17 protein-coding genes are annotated in these 17541 nt (G+C 65.7%); 3 read left to right on the top strand and 14 right to left on the bottom strand.

Going from position 1 to position 17541, the window contains the following annotated elements; genetic code table 11:
• Nucleotides 1-36: 36 nt before the first annotated feature.
• Nucleotides 37-1722: an FAD-dependent oxidoreductase gene (locus A5785_RS10985; protein WP_064866449.1), complete on the bottom strand. Its 1686-nt coding sequence runs from the start codon at nucleotides 1720-1722 to the stop codon at nucleotides 37-39.
• Between the two features lie 135 nt (nucleotides 1723-1857).
• On the opposite strand from A5785_RS10985, the gene A5785_RS10980 reads away from it, so the two are divergent.
• Nucleotides 1858-2778: an acyl-[acyl-carrier-protein] thioesterase gene (locus A5785_RS10980; RefSeq protein ID WP_231894104.1), complete on the top strand. Its 921-nt coding sequence runs from the start codon at nucleotides 1858-1860 to the stop codon at nucleotides 2776-2778.
• On the opposite strand, the gene A5785_RS10975 is transcribed toward A5785_RS10980, so the two are convergent.
• The 12 genes from A5785_RS10975 to A5785_RS10920 form a co-directional block, all read right to left on the bottom strand.
• Nucleotides 2764-3120, bottom strand: coding sequence for a VOC family protein (locus A5785_RS10975; protein ID WP_064866445.1), 357 nt, complete (start codon nucleotides 3118-3120; stop codon nucleotides 2764-2766). The two genes, A5785_RS10980 and A5785_RS10975, sit on opposite strands and share 15 nt — an antisense overlap.
• Nucleotides 3121-3174: 54 nt before the next feature.
• Nucleotides 3175-4113, bottom strand: a complete 939-nt coding sequence (locus A5785_RS10970) for an SMP-30/gluconolactonase/LRE family protein (RefSeq protein ID WP_064866490.1) — start codon at nucleotides 4111-4113, stop codon at nucleotides 3175-3177.
• A 58-nt stretch (nucleotides 4114-4171) separates the two neighbouring features.
• Nucleotides 4172-4726, bottom strand: coding sequence for a DUF3558 domain-containing protein (locus A5785_RS10965; RefSeq protein ID WP_064866443.1), 555 nt, complete (start codon nucleotides 4724-4726; stop codon nucleotides 4172-4174).
• The gene (locus A5785_RS10960; RefSeq protein ID WP_049699019.1) at nucleotides 4723-5619 is read right to left on the bottom strand and encodes a DUF3558 family protein; all 897 of its coding nucleotides are present in this window, start codon (nucleotides 5617-5619) and stop codon (nucleotides 4723-4725) included. The genes A5785_RS10965 and A5785_RS10960 overlap by 4 nt, the downstream gene beginning before the upstream one ends.
• 70 nt (nucleotides 5620-5689) lie before the next feature.
• The gene (locus A5785_RS10955; RefSeq protein ID WP_064866441.1) at nucleotides 5690-5884 is read right to left on the bottom strand and encodes a hypothetical protein; all 195 of its coding nucleotides are present in this window, start codon (nucleotides 5882-5884) and stop codon (nucleotides 5690-5692) included.
• A gap of 153 nt (nucleotides 5885-6037) precedes the next feature.
• The gene (locus A5785_RS10950) at nucleotides 6038-6265 is read right to left on the bottom strand and encodes a hypothetical protein (RefSeq protein ID WP_064866439.1); all 228 of its coding nucleotides are present in this window, start codon (nucleotides 6263-6265) and stop codon (nucleotides 6038-6040) included.
• Between the two features lie 66 nt (nucleotides 6266-6331).
• Nucleotides 6332-7924: a hypothetical protein gene (locus A5785_RS10945; RefSeq protein WP_064866437.1), complete on the bottom strand. Its 1593-nt coding sequence runs from the start codon at nucleotides 7922-7924 to the stop codon at nucleotides 6332-6334.
• A 102-nt stretch (nucleotides 7925-8026) separates the two neighbouring features.
• The gene (gene atzF / locus A5785_RS10940; RefSeq protein ID WP_064866435.1) at nucleotides 8027-9706 is read right to left on the bottom strand and encodes an allophanate hydrolase; all 1680 of its coding nucleotides are present in this window, start codon (nucleotides 9704-9706) and stop codon (nucleotides 8027-8029) included.
• A complete protein-coding gene (locus tag A5785_RS10935; RefSeq protein WP_064866433.1) occupies nucleotides 9703-11757 on the bottom strand; it encodes a 5-oxoprolinase/urea amidolyase family protein in 2055 nt (684 codons plus the stop codon). The genes atzF and A5785_RS10935 overlap by 4 nt, the downstream gene beginning before the upstream one ends.
• A 26-nt stretch (nucleotides 11758-11783) precedes the next feature.
• Nucleotides 11784-12452, bottom strand: coding sequence for an urea amidolyase associated protein UAAP2 (locus A5785_RS10930; RefSeq protein WP_064866431.1), 669 nt, complete (start codon nucleotides 12450-12452; stop codon nucleotides 11784-11786).
• 289 nt (nucleotides 12453-12741) lie between these two features.
• Complete coding sequence (locus A5785_RS10925; protein WP_064866488.1) at nucleotides 12742-13593, bottom strand: urea amidolyase associated protein UAAP1; 852 nt, start codon at nucleotides 13591-13593, stop codon at nucleotides 12742-12744.
• 134 nt (nucleotides 13594-13727) lie between these two features.
• The gene (locus A5785_RS10920; protein ID WP_064866486.1) at nucleotides 13728-15293 is read right to left on the bottom strand and encodes an amino acid permease; all 1566 of its coding nucleotides are present in this window, start codon (nucleotides 15291-15293) and stop codon (nucleotides 13728-13730) included.
• A gap of 261 nt (nucleotides 15294-15554) precedes the next feature.
• Here A5785_RS10920 and A5785_RS10915 point away from each other — a divergent pair, with 261 nt between their 5' ends.
• Nucleotides 15555-16202, top strand: coding sequence for a TetR/AcrR family transcriptional regulator (locus A5785_RS10915; protein WP_064866429.1), 648 nt, complete (start codon nucleotides 15555-15557; stop codon nucleotides 16200-16202).
• Between the two features lie 89 nt (nucleotides 16203-16291).
• Nucleotides 16292-16795, top strand: a complete 504-nt coding sequence (locus tag A5785_RS10910) for a MarR family transcriptional regulator (RefSeq protein ID WP_049698724.1) — start codon at nucleotides 16292-16294, stop codon at nucleotides 16793-16795.
• Nucleotides 16796-16829: 34 nt separating this feature from the next.
• Here A5785_RS10910 and A5785_RS23490 read toward each other — a convergent pair whose 3' ends face one another.
• Entirely contained in the window at nucleotides 16830-17036 is a 207-nt protein-coding gene (locus A5785_RS23490; RefSeq protein ID WP_064866427.1) for a hypothetical protein, read from the bottom strand.
• Nucleotides 17037-17541: the final 505 nt, after the last annotated feature.

The following is a 17541-nucleotide window of genomic DNA, read 5'->3' as shown; positions in this document are numbered from 1 at the left end:
TCGACGACTGACCCGGCTCGCTCGACGACGCCGCTGTCACGATCTCGATTCGGCTGCCTCTCGGGACGCCGACTCGAGTTCTTCGATATGCACCAGTTTCACACGACGCCGCCCCGCCGACTTGCCAGCACTGCGTTCGGTGGCGTCGATGTTCTTCCAACCGGGGAGGTCGATGCGATGGGCGCCGTGGTCGGCCACCAGGTCGGCGACGTCGTCTGCCGAGGTAGACGCCTGCGGCAGTACGCCGTCGACGAAGTCGGCGATCACCGATTCCGCTGTCTCCTGCCCGCACAGGCGGTTGCGTCCGATACCGCCGGTGGCGCCGCGCTTGATCCATCCGGTCACGTACAGACCTCGGACGACCTCGCCGTCGACGCTCGATTGCACCCTGCCCTCGACGTTGGGTACCACGCAGCGCACCTCGTCGAACGGGACGTCGTTGATGGGTACGCCGCGATAGCCGATCGCGCGCAGCACGAGGCCGGTCTCGAAGTCGATGCTGTTGTCGGTCGGCATGATCGCGACGTTCTCACCGGCCTCGGTGTAGACGTTGCGCACGGCGTGCAGTTCTTCGACCTTCCCGTCGCCGGTCAGTTCCGTCGGCGACGTCAGGAAGCGGAAGACGATCCGCTTGTTTCCGTCGGTGGTGGGGCGCTGCGCGAACTCCTGCGCGAGTCGCAGCTTGGTTGCGATCGTCGAATCCAAGTGGTCGTCGGAGTGCGCGGCCTCCGACACCGGGTCGAGTGTGAGCTCGGCGGGATCGATGATCACGTCGACACCGTCGACCTCACCCAGCGCAAGGAACTCACTGTTGGTGTAGGCGGCCTGCGCGATTCCGCGTCGGCCGAGGAGCACCACCTCGCGGATGTTCGACTCGCGGAGCGCGGCGAGGGCGTGATCGGCGATGTCGGTCTTGGCGAGGTCGTCGGGATCGGTGACCAGAATGCGTGCGACGTCGAGCGCGACGTTGCCGTTGCCCACGACGACCGCGCGCTCGCCGGACAGATCGAAGGTGAGGTCGGCGAAATCGGGATGACCGTTGTACCAGGCGACGAACTCGGTCGCCGACACCGAACCCGACAGGTCCTCGCCGGCGATACCGAGCCGCTTGTCCGTTGGGGCGCCGACCGCATAGACGACGGCGTTGTAGCGGGCGGTGAGTTCGTCGTGGCTGATGTGTTTACCGACCTCGACGTTGAGGAAGTAGCGGAAGTTGCGCTTGGCCGAGGTCGCCGCGAAGGTCGACTCGACGCCCTTGGTGGCAGCGTGGTCGGGGGCGACTCCCGCGCGCACCAGCCCGTACGGCGTGGGCAGACGGTCGAACATGTCGACAGAGATCTGCGGTTTGCGGACCAGCTCTTCCGCGGCATAGAACGCGGCAGGCCCGGCGCCGACGATGGCGACGCGGACATCTCCCTCGGGGAGTTTGGGGGCCTTCTTCGGGGGAACCAAGCCACCGTCGACGTCGTGATCCTTGTAGTAGTCGGCGTTGATCTGCAGGTAGGGCTCGTCACGCTCGTCGAGCTGGTCGTCGGGAATGATCGCCTCGACGGGGCACTCGTCGATACATGCCCCGCAGTCGATGCAGGTGTCCGGATCGATGTAGAGGCTTTCCGCGGTGAAGAATGTGGGCTCATCCGGCGTCGGGTGGATACAGTTGACCGGGCACACCGCGACGCAGCTCGCATCGTTACAACAGGGGCGTGTGATCACATGGGCCATCTGTGCTGTCCTCGAAGTCAACACGTAGAACGTGTTCTAGTTTTGTGGTGACTGTATCTTAACGACCACACCGTGAGCTACCCGATCGTAACCGTGGCGTGTGAGCCAGCCGACACAGCCGACAGAGGACATCTATTGACCCGCGACAACAGCCAGGCCACCGGCGCAGCACTCCCCGACCGCAAGGACGGCGCGCGCTTCTTCGAGGCGACGTACCGCGTGCGGACCGGCGACGTCGACCAAGACATGCGCGTACGACTCGACGCCGTCGCCAGGTATCTGCAGGACGTCGCCAACGACAACATCGAGGCAACCGAACTCGGCGATTCGGATCCGTTCTGGATTGTGCGGCGGACCGTCGTCGACGTCATCAAGCCCATCTCGTGGCCTGCGACCGTCACCGCGCAGCGGTGGTGCGGGTCGCTCTCGACCCGGTGGACCAACATGCGCGTCCGGCTGACAGCCGAGCACGAGACCAATCGGTTCAACCCCGAACCACGCGAGTCCGGATTGATCGAGACAGAGGCGTTCTGGATCAACGTCAACGACCAGGGCATGCCGTCGCGAATCTCCGACGACGCGTTCGAGCTGCTCTCGTCGATGACCGACGAGCACCGCCTGCGCTGGAAGTCGCTGAATCCGGAGAAGGCTCCCGACGCCGAGGGTGCGTCGGCCGACGACCGCGAACATGTGTTGCGCAGCACCGACTTCGACCCGTTCAAGCACCTCAACAACGCCGCGTACCTCGAGGCGGTCGAGGACGAACTCGTCGATCATCTCGATCTGATCGACGGACCGCACCGGCTGGTGATCGAGTACCTGCGTCCGATCGTCCCCGGCACGCCGATCACGTTGCGGCGCGTCCGGGAACCTGAACGGCTTCTCCTGTGGATGCTCATTCCCGACGACGACGGCGAGGACCAGGTCGCAGCCACCGTGTCGGTGACGAAGCGCTCCGCCGACCAGGCGGCCGGCGATCAGGAGACCGTTGATCAAGAGGCTGTCGATCGGGAGGCCGGCGATCGGGCCGCGTCGGATCGGTCAGTGACCGCCTGACACGCAGAACTCGTTGCCGGCGGGATCTGTCAGCGTGGTCCATCCGAAGCCACCACCAGGGATCTCCCGGTCGCCGAGCTTGGTGGCCCCGTTCATGACGAGAGTGTCGACGATGGCCGGATAGTCGGGCGACGCGAGGTCGAGGTGGATGCGGTTCTTCCCCGGCGTCGGGTCGTCGACTTTCTGGAAGCCGATGGCGGGTCCGCCGTCACGGAGCGCGACGACGACGAAGAATCCGTCATTCTCCGCGACGATCGTGCCGCCGAGATTGGTTGCCCACCAGGTGGCGAGCGAAATTGGCTCGAGCGTGTCGACAGTGATCATGGCAACCGAGAGAGTCATGGACTCACCTTAATCACGATCGGCGTACTAGTCGAACATATGTTTGCTTCTTGTTCATTTGGCGAGCCGTACGTCGAGCAGGTCACCGGTCTCCGACGCGACCACCAGGGCACGCGAATCCGCGGGTTGCACGGCGACGGCCGTCGCCGGTCGGCCGAGTGCAATGCTGCAGTGTGCGCCCGTGCGCACGTCGACGAGGATGAGCGAGCCGAGCGTCGACGTGACAGCGATGGTGTGCGGGTCCAGCGCGGTGAGGTCGTCGAGCAAGCCGGGCAGTGGAGCCGTGAGGTCGGCGACGACACGCATCGAGCCGGGATCGTCGAGCGGTACCGCGACGACCCGTCCCGTTCGGCTTGCCGTGAAGGTCAGGTAGAGGTGGTTGCCGATGACCACCGCACCATTGGGGCTGAACCCGTTGACGGCCCGCGACGTGGCGAACGCCGCGCGGGCCGTATCCGTCCATCGTCGGTCGATGGCGCCACCGGGCGCGACTCGGACAACTCCGAGCGAACTGTCGACGACGTATCCGAACCCGTCCGCGTCGAACGCCAGCCCGTTGGGCATCGCGAACCCGCGTGCATATACCGTCGGATTAGGTTGAGCTGCAAGCGGATCAAGCTTTACGACGACGCCCTTGCGCTCCGTGCCGAACGACAACTGGTCGCCCGAGTTCACGTACAGATCACCGCCTGGACCGACGCGCAACGCGCCGGGCGCCCACACCGGGACGGTTGCGGTGCGCCGTCCGGAGCGGTCGTAGCGTTCCACCGAATTCCCGTAGAGACGTGAGACCCACAGGTTGCCCGAGGGATCGAACGTGAGGTTCTCTGCCCAACCCGTCGGAGACGGCGAGGCAGTCCTGGTGGTGACCGTCGCGCCGGCACACCGGGTGCCCGGGGCCGCGTCGGCGACCGATCCGACGCCCACGATCGCAAGTGCCGCCAGCGCCGGTACGAGTAGCGCACGCAAAAATCGAAACCCGGAGTCTCCCATGGGCATAGATCATGCCTCGGCGAGCGCGGCGGCGCCGGTCGGTGGATATCGGCAGCGACTATTGACCACCGTTGAGGAGTAGTTCCATCAGCTTCGTCGGGGCGGCGCACGGGTCGGCAGCTGCTGCTCCGCCGATCGGTTCGACCCAGAACGTGTAGACGCCACGTGTGGGCGCGCGACTGGTCACGCCGCACACCCCTGGGCGCCTGGGGTCGCGTTGCGTGAACGCAGCCTGACTCACGATGCGGACGTTCTCGGTTGTGTAGCCGAGCCGCTTGGCGGTGTCTTTCTCGACGTTGAAGTCGCCCCATTCGAACCAGTTGAAGGTGACGTTCGCGGCGACCGGCCCGTCGACGATCCATCGGCAGATCGCGCCGTTGAAGGTGCCCCGAGCCGTCGTTCCGCCGACCGCTTTGGCGATCTGAGCTGTCGAGAGCACCTGGCATTCGAGGGTCAACTTGTCGAATCGGTCGGTGTCGACGTTGCCGGGCTGATCGGCGTTGGCCTGTTCGGACGAGACTGCCTGGCCGTCGACGGTGCAGCCCGAAAGCGCGCCGACAAGCACGGCCAGAGCGACAAGCAACGGCACGACGACGCGTCTCACGCGCCTCATGACGCACGCTCGATCGACATCGCGGAGAGCTCACGCGTGGCGTCGCAGATCTGTTGGGTGTCGGGGGCCTGCGCGCTCAGTGATGAGGTACCGGCGCTCACCGACCACTCGAAGAAGTCGGCACCGAAGGCGATTCCGATCTCGCAGATGCCTGTGTCGGATGCGATGAATCCCTTGTGTCCGTTGATTTCTATGTCTTTGGTCGACTCGCGGGAGAGTTGCTCGGTGGCGCGCTCACGTCCGATCGGTGAGCCGCGATACCAGTTGAACGATGCCACCGGTCCGGTGCGATCAGCGCTCGACGACCACTCACACACCGACGAATTGTTCACCGTGTTGGTCAGCGTGCCGAGTTTTGTGAGGTTGTTGACCTCCTCTGTGGTGACGCCTCCGCATTCACCGAAGAACGGACCCGACCCCGCCTTCGCCGGCGGCGCCGCAGCGTTGCCGTTGCTGTTGCCTCCCGAATCGTCGGAGTCCGACGAGCAGGCACTGCCGATCAGCGCGATCACTACCGCCAAGGACACGAGGAAGCCACCGCGCATCAGCTTGTCGATCTCGCGTCGCTCGCGTTTCGTCGGCCGGCCGGCACCGCGATCGCGTCGTGGCTGACTCGCCAGGATCTCCTTGGCAGGCGGGGGTGGGCTCTTGTCGATGTAGCAGGCCGACGCCGCTGCGGGCGACACTCGTTTGGTGATCACCTGGGTCACCTCGACGATGCGCTCACGACCACCCAGCCGGAGCCGCACTTCGTCGCCGATGCTGACGTGTTGCGCGGGCTTCGCGGTCGCCCCGTTGACCCGGACATGACCACCGCGGCATGCGTCACCTGCAGCCGAACGTGTTTTTGTGAGCCGGATGGCCCAGATGTAGGCGTCGACGCGTGCGCTCACCGTCGGGGCCTCGTTGCCCACGAGTGAGCGTCAGCCGTCCGCAGTCGTACTCGCACCGGTTATGCCCTGCTCACTTCTGTCGCGTCAGCACGTAGTACCCGCCTGCGACCATTGCGACGCCGAGCACGATCGCCAGGAACCAATTGGCGAAGATTCCTACCAGGAGAAAGACCACGATGCCGGGTGAGATTGCCACAAGGCTCATTCCGGGATGCTCGCGCACCACTTGCGAGACTGCCTTGCTCTTTGCGGGATCGATCGCCATGACTTCCTCCTAGCGTGCGCCACCGTCGACCGCTTGACTCCGGTGAGCGAGCGGTCGGCGACACATCGGGGCCGAACCTGCTTCGGTGGCTCCACTGTAGCCAACGGGGTTCTCGAGCCTGCCGACGTTTCAGGGTCAAATGGGGTTTTGCGGTCAGTCGTCGCGCCGGGGTGGTTCCACCTCGTCGACGTCGAGGTGTTGTTCGACGTAATCGGCGCTCGGAATGTCGTCGGCTTGTGGCGGTTCGACTCCCGCAAGGGGGTCCACGAACTCGTCGAGCGGCGCATCGTCGGCAAGCGATTCGCCGGGCTCGTCGTCGAGTGGCGCTTCGGGGTCGACGACGCCTTCGGGCAGGTCTTCGCCTGAGATCGGTCCGCTCATCGTCGTCTCCTCGTGTCGAGTGATCGGCCTCTTCCGTTGTAACAAACAGTCAGATCGCGTGGAAGGCTACTGTCCGCCCGCAGCGCTAACGGTCGACTGCGCTGACCCCGATGCGGCTTCGGAGGCATTCGCGTCGGGGGCTTGGGTGTCGGGGGCTTGGGTGTCGAGAGCCTTGGTGTCAGAAGAGTCGGTCGTGGCTTCGGCACTCGGGGAGCTGTTCGACGACGCGTCGGCCCGGTCGCCTGTGCCGTCGGTCGAACGGTGTTTGCCCACGTAGTCGTCGAGCGAGCGATGCTTGCCCACGTATCCTGAAGCGCCGAGACTCGACGAATCCCTCTGCGCGGCATCAGCTGTCGATTCCGGTACCGAAGGAGCGTCGAATTGCTCTGTTGCCGTGCTGCTTTCGTTGGCGGCGATCGGTCCGCTCGAAGCCGCAGGGGTCTCGGTGACGGTCTCTGTGGAAGCAGTGGCCTCGCTCGTGCTGCTCGCACGGAGGGCGGTGATCTTCGACGTGCTAGCGGCGCTGCTCGACCCGCCGAACGGGCCCACCGACGGCACCCCGAACGGGAACGCGATCTCGGGGATGTCGACTGTTGGCAACAACTGCGCCGTGTCGACGTCGCCGAGGGTGATCACGGGAAGTCCCAGATGATTCGGCTTGACCTTGCCGTTGACCGTCACCGTCGGATTGAACGTCACCGACGAGCCGAGCCAGTGCACCACGATGGGCGCCTGCGTGCCGTAATCGCTTGTGAGGGTGAGCAATACAGGTAGACCATACGCATCCGTCCGGTCGCCTCCGACCGTGAGTCGAGTGAAATCCTTGCTGAGAGTAGGAGTTCTACCCTGCAGCAGGTCGCTGATCACGTCCGCGAAAACGCCCGCCGGATCCGAGAGCACCGCGGTCGGGTCGGTGAGTGCGAACTGAACCTCGGGAATCGTCAGGTTGTGCTTGGTCTCGTCGAGCTCGGAGTAGCGAAAATCGAATGTCCCCAGGACATTGCTGCATGCGCCGACACCTTCGGCATAACCTGCGGTCAATCCTCCGTAGCAGCCGACCGACTTCACGCCCGGCACGCTGGTCAAGCGCGGTCCGTCGTGCCAGGCCGTGACATCTGTGGCATCCGTCGTCCATGCGTTCGCCATTCCGAGCACGGCGAACGACCAGGCAGTACGTCCATCTGTCGCCCCCGCGGTCGCGAGACTCACCGGCAGGTAAGCGATCGCCGTCGCCTTGCCCTCGCGACCCGCCAAAGCGAACTCGTAACCCGACCCCTTGACGACGGCCGATCCATGCGCCGTGTTGTTGCCGCTCGGGATGACGGAGATCTCGTCCGGCAGGACCACCGCGACCCCGAGCTTTGTCGCGGCGTCGCAGTTGGCGTTTCCTTTCGTCTCGCCGGTGGCGCAGACGTCGATGTTCCACACGCCCGCGACCGTTCCGGCCCCATCGACGATCGAATTGACGATGTCGTCGGCGACCCCGGCATCCGCGTGCCCTGCCCCGACCGTCTGCCCGAAGCTCAGCGTGGTTGCGGCGGCCACCGCCACGGCGCCGGCGGCGGCTCGCTGACCGGCTTTGCGCTTGCGGCGTCGATCCTGCTTCTCCGCTCGACGAACTCCACCGCGCCGCGCACCGTTCACCGCCGATTGAGCCATGTGGCTTGCCCCCTCCGAGACATCGGCTCGAGTACCGTCCCCGAGCTAGGAGGATTCAATCACCACGATTCGGCGAGAACGGACGGTTTCAAGAAAAGTGCCTCACCACCGCGTGCGGTCGAGCGGACGCCCCGACTCGCCGGCCTGCGCGTCGCATCCGAATCCGACCACCCAGTCGCCATCGGCGAGCTCGACCTTGCCGAGCATCATCGGTTGCGGCAGCGCGGCGAGGAACTCGCCCAGCGCCGCGGGCGACAGGACCCAGCTCTCCCCTTCGATGACACGACCCGCATCGAGGTCGCGGATCAAACCCGGCTTGGGCGGCGTCGTATCCAGTGCCACAAGACGATACGACGGCGCTGTGCGTACTTCCCTACCCCAGCGCGCGCCGCGGTCGCTGAGCTCGTGCGTCAGCGGGCCACCAGCCATGTGTGCGCCGAACACGGCGAGCTCGACCGATGGCGCGACCCGCTCGGGCCACGTGGGTGCCGACGCGCCGTGCCGGGAATCGGCTGCCGAAACCCGCAGTCGCCGAGCAAGATCGATGAGGACCGCGTCCTCGTGTGCACCCGCGAGGAGCGTGATACCGAACTGGGATCGGGTTCCGTCGGCCTCGTCGACGACGCCTGCCGGGACCGCCAATCCGCAGAGGTCGAACAGATTGCAAAAGTTCGTGTACGTGCCCATCCGGCTGTTGACGCTGATCGGGTCGGCGGCGACCTCGTCGATCCGTGGGTGGAACGGCGCGGTCGGCACCATCAGTGCCGTCGCGTCACCCCATTGCTCCATCGCCAACGCCCTGAGCTCGGCGAGTCGACGTCGCGCACGGAGCAGATCGACGGCGGTGTAGCCGGATGCCTTCGACACGATCTGTGCCACAACGGGATCGAGTCCGACATCGTCGGAGTCCGCTGCGCTGTCGATGAACTCACCGACGGCGTCGTAACGTTGCGACACGAGGGCGTCGTCGTAGAGCAGTCGTGCTGCGGCGAGGAAGGGCGTCAGGTCGACCGTCTTGATCATGAAGCCCGCAGCCTCGGCCGCGGCCACAGCCTCACGGAAGGCGTCGCGCCAGCGGTCGTCGAGCTCGGGGAGGTCGGCGGGCACCGCAATGATCGGAGCCTCGGGCGCTGCAAGCCGACTCTCGGTGTCGAATGGCCGCTCGCCGGTTGCCTCGGCCATCACTGCGGTGGCCAGGTTCGCAAGCTCGAGGTCGGCGGCAAAGATCGTCGGGACGTCGTAGTCGGCACACGCGGGCACGATCCCGTCGGTGGAGATCGCGCCAACGGTCGGCTTCACGCCGACTATCCCCTGCAGACCTGCCGGAACACGGCCCGACCCTGCGGTGTCGGTACCGATCGCGATGTCGGCGAAACCGAGTGCGACGGCAACCGCAGAACCGGAACTCGACCCGCCGGAGATTCGATCGGTGCGCCGTGAATCACGCACGGCGCCATAGGGACTACGGGTTCCGACGAGACCGGTGGCGAACTGGTCGAGGTTGGTCTTTCCGATGACGACCGCGCCGGCCTTGCGCAGCGCGGCAACCGTGGGCGCATCTGCATCGGGCACGTAGGCATACCCGGGACACGCTGCGGTCGTGGGCAATCCCGCGACGTCGACGTTGTCTTTCACGGCGAGGGTCACTCCGGCCAGCGGTCCATCGCTCGCCACGGATTGCTGGTAGTCGCGTGCGACGTCGGCCTGCGGGCGAAGGGTGATGAACACCTCGGGCCGGTCGGCGTCGCGGATCGCGGTGTAGATGTCGTCGATCTTGGTCATGCGACCTTCCCCTTCGGATCGGAGCTGTCGGTCTCATTCTGCTCGGTCGTCGTGAACTCTCCGGCCAAGGACCATCGTTCACGCTCTTCGGCGCGCGCGTACTCCATCGTCGTGCGGGATGCGGCAATGGCGTCGGCGTTGTCGGCGAGGAAGCGCTCGTGTTCTGCCAATGAGAAGGTGCCTTCGGTGATTTTCACGCTGTCGCCGCGGCCCGCCGCGACGTCGGCCCGCATGTCCAGCAGTTCGTCGGCGCCGACCGGGTACCACTTGATGCGGTCGAAGAAGCGGAGCAGCCAGGGATGTTCAGGATCGAACCCTGGAGCCTGCTGCGGATAGCGATGGTTCCAGACCTGCGTGGTGCGGCCGACGAACTGGTAGCCGCCAGGCCCCTCCATCCCGTAAATACACAGGTAGGCACCCCCGATGCCGACAGCGTTCTCGGGGGTCCAGGTGCGTGCCGGGTTGTACTTCGTCGTGACCAGCCGGTGCCGGGGGTCGAGCGGAACTGCCACGGGCGCACCGAGATACACGTCTCCGAGACCGAGGACGAGATAGTCGGCGTCGAACACGATCCGATGCACGTCGTCGACCGAGTCGAGTCCGTTCATCCGTCGGATGAACTCGATGTTCCACGGACACCAGGGTGCGTCGGAGCGTACACCGAGCATGTAGCGCTCGATCGCCTCGCGCGTGGCCGGGTCGTCCCACGACAGCGGCAGATGCACTGTGCGGCTAGGTACTACGAGTTCCGACGCTGCCGGCAACTGGCTCTCACACTCGATGAGCCAGTCCCGCATGGCGAGCTGCGACCACTTCGTCGGATCTGCTTTCACCTGAAGCGATCTGATCCCAGGCGTCAGGTCGACGAGGCCCGCGGGGTTCTCCGCTTCGATACGCTCGGCGAGCGCATGCACACGGGCACGAAGAGCGAGATCGAGTCGCATGTCGCCGTATTCGACGAGGATGTTGTCGTCTCCGCTGCGGCGGTAGGTCACCGACGTGGTGCCGTCGGCCGTCGTCGTGGTTCCCAGGATTCCGCTGTCGGAATCGCCTCCGCGAGAGAGCACGTCGACGAAGCACGCTCTGCGTGCCAGACCCAGTTCTGCCGGCGACGCCGCCTCCGCCGCCTTGACCGCGACGAACCGCACCGTGTCACCGGGCTTGAGCTGCCCGAGTTTCCAGCGCTCCGACGCCGTCACCGTCACCGGGCAGACGAACCCGCCGAGGCTCGGTCCGTCCGGACCGAGCAGGATCGGGGTGTCGCCGGTGAAGTCCAGCGCTCCAACCGAATACGCGTTGTCGTGAATGTTCGACGGATGCAGCCCTGCCTCGCCGCCGTCGGTCCGCGCCCACTGCGGTTTGGGACCGACCAGGCGGATGCCGGTGCGGTCGGAGTTGAAGTGCACCTGATAGTCGGTGCCCATGATCTCGGCGATGTCGGTTGGCGTGAAGAACTCCGGGGCCGAGTGCGGTCCGACTGTCACCCCGAGCTGCCATGCATTCGTGAACGCGGGCTGCTCCTCGGTGAGAATCCGCGTCGGGTTCCCGGTCGGGAGACCCGCGCGCGCCAGAATGTCACCGTCGGCGAGGACGCGACCGTCGAGTCCGCCGAACTTGCCCATCGTGAAGGTGGACCGGCTGCCGAGGTACTCCTCGGCCTCGACACCCCCGGAGATCGCGATGTACACGCGAAGTCCGAGCGAGCCGACGGCTCCGACGTCGAGCACACCGCCCGCCGGCACTGTGAGCGGGACCCATTGGGGCACAACGACTCCGTCGAGGGTCAACGCGACCGGAGCGCCGGTCACGGCAACCGTTGCCGACGTCGAGAAGCGCAGGCGCGGTCCGAGCATCGTCACTTCGAGCCCCGCGGCGTCGACCGGATTTCCGACGGCCATGTTGGCGAGCCGGAAGGACAGGTCGTCCATCGGACCCGACGGCGGGACCCCGACCTTCCAGTAACCGACGCGGCCGGGCCAATCCTGGATGGTGGTCATGGGTCCGGCGCGTAGCACGTCGACGCCGTCGAACTGTGTTGTCTGGCTGTTCATCTCGTCTCCTGGCGGTCGGTACTCGGTCAGCCCCGCGGCCGCGTGACGATCACGCGGACGGCAGTCGGCTCGAATCCGTTGCAGGGGTTGTTGATCTGGGGGCAGTTGGACACGAGCACGAGGGTGTCGACCTCGGCGCGCAGTGCGAGGCGCTTGCCCGGTGCGGACAGGCCGTCGACGATTCCGAGTGCACCGTCGGGGTCGACGGGCACGTTCATGAAGAAGTTGACGTTCCCGACGAGATCTCGCTTGCCGAGGCCGTGACGTGAGCCGCCGATGAGGAAGTTCTCGACACACGCGTGCTGATGCTTGGTGTGGTGGCCGTAGCGCAGCGTGTTGGACTCCTGCGAGCACGCACCGCCGAGGGTGTCGTGATTGCCGACCTCGTCGGCGACGATCGTCATCATCGGCTGCGACTCCTGGTCGCGGATGACCGTGCCGGTGGTCAGGAAGATATTCCCCTGCGCGGCAATGGTTGTCTGCGCCGAGTAGCGGATCGAGTGGTCGTGACCGCCGTAGAACAGCGTGTCGACGGCCTGGTTGCCGTGGAGGTCGACGATGGTCGCAACGTCGCCCGCGGCAACGACTTCCGACCAGGGAGCGCGCTCCGCGACGATGCCGTCGTAGATGACGTCGCCGGGCACGAGCGCGAGGTCGGCCGCCGGGGCGGTGGTGGGATTGATCGTGGTGGTCATGATTGGTCCTTGCGTTCGGATGTGTTGAGTTCGGGGGTGGGGTGGTGGTTTCGACACGCCGCTCGTTCCTCGCGGCTGCTCAACCAGCGGGAACCGGCTCGCTCTCGGCGCTGCTCAACGGTTCCGCTGGTTGAGCCGGGCGCCAGCCTCCCGCTGGTTGAGCCGGGCGCGAGCGCAGCGAGCACCCGAGTCGAAACCACTGGTGTTCCGCCGGTTGAGCCGGGCGCGAGCCTCCCGCTGGTTGAGCGGGCGCGAGCGCAGCGAGCACCCGAGTCGAAACCACTTCGCGTCAGAAGCGCGTCGCGCCGTACACGTCTTCGCTGTTGGCGACGGCTCGCTGGTATTCGGGGTCGCGGTCGGCCACGCCGGCAAGCAGCGCGTCGAGGTCGTCGGTGGCACGCCAGGCGAGCACTTCGAGAGGCCCCGAACGGAACTCCGCGCTGGGGTCCAGCGGGTGCGCGGTATTGGCGATCGCCACGATGCACGGTAGGTGCAGAAGCAGGTCGACGCTCTTGTCTGCGCCCGCGCTCCCCTGGAACTCGAACGATCCCTCGTCGTCGACCTTCACTCCCTCGAAGAGCGAGAGCGATGGCGCCACATCGGTGGGCGTCAATCCGTTCTTGGCCGCAGCCAGCTTGAGAAGCTCACGCCCCGCGGGAGTCGTCGAATATGCCTCTCCGTGGCCGTATTTGGCGGCGTTGTCGGCGAGTGTGGTTGTGCCCGTGAGCGCGTCGTGGTTCGCGCTGGTGTCATCGACGATGGTGGCGAGCACCCTGCCCTGATCGCTCAGCAGCGGGTGACCGGTGGTGAGGTAGGCCTGCCAGGGCACCTTGACGGTGTCGGCGACGTTCAGGCGCTCCCACGGGGCGTCGACGCGCCACAGGAGCAGGTGTGCACACGCGTCACCGGTGATGTCGCGCAATCGGATTCGGGTCCCGCGGGCGAGTACCTTGGTGGTGTACCTGCCGCCTGGAACCGTCTCGGCCCAGGTGAGCGTCGACGAGTCGACGTCGGTGATCGTCGTCGGCCAGTCGGTGGCGGGCACCACGGGCATGGAGTCGGTGATGGCTCCCGCCTGTGCACGAGCATGCGCGCGAGCACCGGCGGTGGAGGATGTAGAGGTGGTGGTCGAGGTGGTCATGTCGACGTCCTTCGAGAATGAGCTGGCGAGGTTCCGGGTCGTCCCGGTGGTCGGCTGCACGGACTCGATACGGTCCGGCAGGGCGTCGTCGCTCGGTTGACAAACCGATCAGTTGATCGATATTGCGGCAATCGCTACGAGCGCTTGCGTCCGACTAGTGCGTCTTCGGGTTCCGGCGCTCCCGGCTGTCCCTTGACCTTGAGGTACGCGAGGAATCCGACGATCAGCGTCGCCGCGACGAAGAGGATCGCGAAGTACTGCAGTACCCAGTTGCCGCCGTCGGGGTCGTAGACCTCCGCGCGAGGCCAGGCGATGTTCACCATCAGCAGGCCACCCATGACGACGGCGATGATGTTGACCGGGATGCCCCGCTTGCCGAGGCCGAAAACCGGTCGGCCGTGGCTCAATTCGGTTCCGCGCAGGCGATGGATGAGTGCGGGCACCGTGACCATCAGGTAGGCGAGGTACACGATGACCACCGACACGCTGGTGATCGCAGCGAAGACGCCCGCCTGCCCGAGGTTGACGAGCAAGATCAGAATCGCCAACGCCGAGACGACGATGCCGGTGATGACGGGAGTTCCGGTGCGCGGGTTGACCTTTGCCAGTGCTGAACCGAAGGGGAGGCGATTGTCGCGTGCCATCGAGAACATCACTCGGGATGCCGACGCCTGAATGGCGAGAGTCGCGGAGAAGATCGAGATCGCGACGATGATCAGCAGCGCCTTACCGAGGACGGTGTTGAGTTGCGAGGTGATGACCCAGGCGATTCCCTGAGCGGAGAGTTCCGGCGCACCGAGTGACGGAGCGGCCATGAGCGCACCGATGATCATCAGACCTCCGCCGACGAACGAGACGAGCAGCGCGTTGATGATCGCCTTCGGCGCGGTGCGTCGAGGATCTTTGGTCTCTTCGGAAAGCTCTGCAGCGCTGTCGAATCCGTACATCACGTAGCAGGCCATGAGCATCGAAGCGAGGAAGGCCGGGAAGTAGCCGAGTCCCTGTCCGTGTTCTCCGGTGTTCGCGATCGCCGCCGCGGGTGAGCGTTCCGCCTTGATGAACATCGCGACGACGAGCGCCACGACGCCGATGATCTCGATGGTCACGCCCGTGACGGTGATCTTGCCCATGAAGCTCACGCCGACGCCGCTGATGATCGTGCAGCCGATGATCGTGATGGTGCCCAGGATGATCGCATTCGTAGCACCCGAGACGGACGTGAGACTTGTGTCGTCGCCGACGAATTGGAAGCCCGACCAGATCTCGGGAAGTACGCTCTGCATCGCGATGGCCAGTGCCGCGACACTGACGATGTAACCGACGAGCATGAACCAACCGGCGAACCAGCCGACTCCGTCACCGGCGAGTCGTCGAGACCATTGGTAGACGGCTCCGGCGACGGGGAACTTCCCGGAGAGCTCCGCGAAGACGAGGCACACGCAGAATTGGCACACGAAGACGATCGGCCAGGTCCAGAAGAACGCGGGACCGCCCAGACCGAAGCCGAGCGCGAACAGCGCGAACACGGTGGTGAGGATCGAGACGAACGAGAAGCCGGAGGCGAATGCGGCATATCCTCCGATGCCGCGGTGCAACTCCTGCTTGTAGCCGAGTTGGGCGAGTGAGTCGGCGTCGTCGACGTCGCTCGTAGGCGAGGTGCCGGCGGGAGCCTTGGAGTCGGGTTGTGCGGTGGAGGTCATCGTCAGTTCCTTCGAGGTGAGGCTCCACATTGAGCGGGTTTATCTGCCAGTTGATAGATAACGCCCGAGCTTTTTCTATCGGGTGACAGATATGTTGCGGGGATGGAAACTCACGCTACGAGCGTGTTACGAGGTCCAGGTCGCTTCGACCCCACGCGTTGCGGCGGGCTCAGATCGCGAAATTCCCGCGAATCGGTCGGACTAGACTCGATGACGCTATCGCCGCAACCCACGCCTCGGCACGAATGAAAGAGCTTCCAGATGAGTACTGCGTCCCGGCAAGGCCGAGTGGCGCCAGGCCCCGGCCGACCGCGCCTCGTCGAACAGCGCAGGCGGGGCGCCACCGCGCGTGAGGAAATCCTCGACGCCGCAGCCGAACTCTTCTGCCGCCACGGTTACACCGGGACGTCGACACGCATGATCGCCGAGGCCGTCGGCATCCGCCAGGCGTCGATGTACCACTACTTCAAGAACAAGGACGACATTCTCGCCGCACTGCTCGACGCCACCGTCGTCGGATCTCTCGAGCGCGCAAGAGAACTGCTCGACGACGACCGCGCACCCCTCGACCGACTCCTCGACCTCGCACGATTCGACGCCACACAGCTCGTCGACGAACGCTGGAACCTCGGCTCGCTGTACCTGCTCCCGGAGGTGGGCGACGACCGTTACGCCCAATTCCGCACAGCGCGAAGCGAACTCGCCGCCGCCTACGAAACCCTCGCCGCGGCTGTACTCGACGACCCCACAGACACCCGCAGCCTGCTCCCCTTCCGCCTCGTCGAATCGATGATCATGCTCCGCTCCGACGAGCAACGCGACGAACTCGACGGCCGCACCGCCGCCGACCTCGTCGACACGATTGTGGGCGCGATCGAGATGCTGCTCACGCACCGCAGCCGCGACTGACGCTCGGGAGCGTCGGCTCGATCGGCAGTGCAGACGCGCGGAGCCCCGGGCGGCATCCGGCGGCGTCGACGGCAGATAGGCTGACAGCCATGGCAGGGCACAGCATGGAGTTCGACCCGATCGCCGAGGCGAAGGCCAATTGGACGTCGGCCGGCTGGGGCGACGTCGCAGACGGGATGGTCGCGGTGACGTCCGTGATGCGGGCCCACCAGATCCTGCTGGCCCGCGTCGAATCGTCGCTCCGCCCTTACGATCTGACCTTCTCGCGCTACGAATTACTTCGGCTGCTTGCCTTTTCGCGCAACGGTGCACTGCCGATCACCAAGGCCAGCGACCGCCTACAGGTGCACGTCACCAGCGTCACCCATGCGATTCGACGCCTCGAGGAGGCGCAACTCGTTCGACGCCTCCCCCACCCCACCGACGGCCGCACCACGCTCGTCGAGATCACCGACCTGGGCCGCTCGACGGTCGAAGACGCCACCGCGACGCTCAACCGCGAGGTGTTCGCCGATGTGGGAATGACCTCGGACCAGATCAGCGGCCTCGTCGACGCGATCCACGAGCTGCGCCACAACGCAGGCGACTTCTGAGCCTGGATCGCCCCGCACCTGGATCGCGTCCCGATCAGGGTGTTGCGTCGAGTGCGGTCATGCTGAAAAGCCGTGGCATCCCGGTGGTATGCGAAGCGTCGATCTCGACGGCGAGCATCGCGGCGGGAAACGCGACGTCGATCAGGTAGTCGCCCTCCGCCGCGAAGCCGTTCGGCCGCCGATCGAGCCCCACCCCGCCGATCGAGCCCACCCGCTGATCGAGCCTGTCGAGATCACCCACCGGGCCCAGTGCTCTCGACCCGCTGCTTGAGCTTGTCGAGACCACGCCGTCGGCGGCGCAACCCGCTACGGCCGCGGATCAGTATGACGCGCAGCCCGAAATGTGTGTCGTATCGGAAGATGTGGGTGCTGCAGCACACAGATCCTTCGGTTCGACACACATCTAGCCCGGCCGGGCTGCTGGCGTGCATACGGGTCGCAAGGTCTAGCTGGAGCCGGGGTGCGTACACAATCGTGACGTGAGCGGGGCGCCGAGGAGATTATTGTCTTGGCGTCGCGCTGACGACCGAGTTGTGTACGCGCTGTGCGGGTGTGGTGTTTGGTGGGCGTTGGGCAAGGTGGCGCGGGCCCCGACCAGCGGAGCACCCGGGTCGAGAGCACTGGGCCCGGTGGGTGATCTCGACAGGCTCGATCAGCGGGTGGGCTCGATCGGCGGGTTCAGCTCGACCAGCGGGTTGAGCTCGACCATCGAGTAGGAGCTCGGGCGGCTGGTGGTCTCGACAGGC

Origin of the sequence: Gordonia sp. 852002-50395_SCH5434458 (assembly GCF_001665905.1) — a bacterium.
Lineage (GTDB): Bacteria > Actinomycetota > Actinomycetes > Mycobacteriales > Mycobacteriaceae > Gordonia > Gordonia jacobaea.
The sequence above is the reverse complement of the archived record's forward strand: the minus strand, read 5'-3'. Positions and strand labels throughout refer to the sequence as shown.

Coding starts and splice junctions, on each gene's coding strand:
- A5785_RS10985 (WP_064866449.1), bottom strand. CDS start 1,722: ATGGCCCATGTGATCACACGCCCCTGTTGTAACGATGCGAGCTGCGTC.
- A5785_RS10975 (WP_064866445.1), bottom strand. CDS start 3,120: ATGACTCTCTCGGTTGCCATGATCACTGTCGACACGCTCGAGCCAATT.
- A5785_RS10970 (WP_064866490.1), bottom strand. CDS start 4,113: ATGGGAGACTCCGGGTTTCGATTTTTGCGTGCGCTACTCGTACCGGCG.
- A5785_RS10965 (WP_064866443.1), bottom strand. CDS start 4,726: ATGAGGCGCGTGAGACGCGTCGTCGTGCCGTTGCTTGTCGCTCTGGCC.
- A5785_RS10955 (WP_064866441.1), bottom strand. CDS start 5,884: ATGGCGATCGATCCCGCAAAGAGCAAGGCAGTCTCGCAAGTGGTGCGC.
- A5785_RS10950 (WP_064866439.1), bottom strand. CDS start 6,265: ATGAGCGGACCGATCTCAGGCGAAGACCTGCCCGAAGGCGTCGTCGAC.
- A5785_RS10945 (WP_064866437.1), bottom strand. CDS start 7,924: ATGGCTCAATCGGCGGTGAACGGTGCGCGGCGCGGTGGAGTTCGTCGA.
- atzF (WP_064866435.1), bottom strand. CDS start 9,706: ATGACCAAGATCGACGACATCTACACCGCGATCCGCGACGCCGACCGG.
- A5785_RS10935 (WP_064866433.1), bottom strand. CDS start 11,757: ATGAACAGCCAGACAACACAGTTCGACGGCGTCGACGTGCTACGCGCC.
- A5785_RS10930 (WP_064866431.1), bottom strand. CDS start 12,452: ATGACCACCACGATCAATCCCACCACCGCCCCGGCGGCCGACCTCGCG.
- A5785_RS10925 (WP_064866488.1), bottom strand. CDS start 13,593: ATGACCACCTCGACCACCACCTCTACATCCTCCACCGCCGGTGCTCGC.
- A5785_RS10920 (WP_064866486.1), bottom strand. CDS start 15,293: ATGACCTCCACCGCACAACCCGACTCCAAGGCTCCCGCCGGCACCTCG.
- A5785_RS10915 (WP_064866429.1), top strand. CDS start 15,555: ATGAGTACTGCGTCCCGGCAAGGCCGAGTGGCGCCAGGCCCCGGCCGA.
- A5785_RS10910 (WP_049698724.1), top strand. CDS start 16,292: ATGGCAGGGCACAGCATGGAGTTCGACCCGATCGCCGAGGCGAAGGCC.